The organism is Adlercreutzia sp. ZJ242 (genome assembly GCF_011038995.1).
GTDB lineage: Bacteria > Actinomycetota > Coriobacteriia > Coriobacteriales > Eggerthellaceae > CAAEEV01.
Genome location: NZ_JAAKEE010000102.1, coordinates 1 through 1,554 on the forward strand (window position 1 = coordinate 1; position 1,554 = coordinate 1,554).

1 protein-coding gene is annotated in these 1,554 nt (G+C 75.2%); it reads right to left on the reverse strand.

Annotated features, from left to right (window positions below; translation table 11 throughout):
- Nucleotides 1-40 precede the first annotated feature (40 nt).
- On the reverse strand, nt 41-1,483 hold the full coding sequence (locus tag G7Y49_RS11950; RefSeq protein ID WP_165174116.1) for a UPF0236 family transposase-like protein: 1,443 nt from the start codon (nt 1,481-1,483) through the stop codon (nt 41-43).
- Nucleotides 1,484-1,554 lie beyond the last annotated feature (71 nt).

Here is a 1,554-nt window from a genome sequence, read left to right on the forward strand (position 1 = left end):
GACGGCGTAACTTTGATGGGGGCCATGCTCTCCCGATCTCCTACCAGCCCGTTCCGGCCATTCCGGAGTCGACGGCGGCAGCATAGCGCACCTCGGCCGACATGCCCGCCACGCTCGCGGCCGGCGGCTCGTATCCCCGCCCGACGCGCGAGGGCACCGACCCGGCCGTCGGGCCCCCCGACAGCGCGGCCAGCTCCCGGGCGCCGTCCCTGCGGCGCCTGAGCGGCGTGGCCGACCCGGCCCGGGTCCTGGCGGGCACCGCGCGACGCGAGCGGACGCGGCTGCGCACGCGCGCCATGTCCGAGGCGCCGCGGCGCGACCACGCGCAGGGGACGCTGGCCATCCGCGACTTGTAGAGGTGCTGGTTCTCGGACTCCATGGTGCCCAGCGACGGGCCGTCGACGGCGATCAGGCCCATGTTGTTGCGCAGGTACCCGAGCACGCGCCTCGCCGCCCCCTCGCGGGCGACCCCCAGCTCGACGCACGCCTCGAGCAGGGCCGCGGCCTCCTCCTTGCCGCCGTCGCGGACGACGTCGACCAGCTGCCAGCCCATGGCCGGCTCGTCGAAGCAGGACAGCAGCGCGCGGCTGACGTGGAACGGGTCGAGGTGCCCCGTCACCTCCATCCTCATGGGCAGGTAGGCCCCGCCGCCCTTGCACCACCCCTCGCCGTCCGTGCCCAGGTGCACGCGGGAGACCCTCGACAGGTCGAACTCCGAGCCCATCGCCGCGACGGCCTGGGGCCAGAACTCGGAGGGGGCCGCCACGCAGCCGTGGCGCACGGCGTGCTCGCGGGCGACCTTGCGGCCGCGGGCGGCCTTGCCCGAGTAGGCGACCATCGCCTTCACCTCGGCCCTGCCCGGCTCCCCGGGCGCGGCCCCCTGCAGGCGCACCCACGTGCCGTCGGCCTCCAGGCACACCGCGTCGGCGACCGTCTCCCCGGCCGGCTTGACCCCCAGGTCGAACAGGTCGCGCGCGGCGCGCTCGTCGTCCGCCGCGCAGCGCGCGCCCGCGCCCCTCATGGCCCTCATGACCGTGGTCGCGCTCGCCCGCGATCCCCCCTTGCGCGCCAGCAGCCTCGCCGCGGCGGCGTAGGACACCTCGGCCGCGGCCTCGACCAGGAACGCCTCGGCCCCGGGCGACACCCGGCAGCCCCACGGCAGGTCGAGCGCGTCGGCCAGGGGGACCACGGTCGCGCCGGAGGCGTCCCTCAGGCGGTGCCAGGAGAAGCTCACGTCCCCCACCTCCGTGGCCAGCGTGCGGGGGCGCGCGTCGTGGGCGCGGCACCCCGCGGGCGGGTTCAGGCAGAGCAGCTCGTCGAAGCGCTCGAGCGCCAGCCCCATCGCTCGGGCCATCGCCTCGTGGCCCCGCGTGACGGCGCGCTCCTCGAACGCCTCGAAGGAGCAGCCGCCCTCGAGCAGAATGTCGGTGAATACGTCGGCCAGGGCCGCCGAAGCGGCCGCGCATGCGGTAGGATTGTCCATGGAGGGCTCCTCTCTTTCTCGATTCTTGGTCGATAAGAGATTAGGGGAGCCCCCTTCGCCTCGCTCCGGCT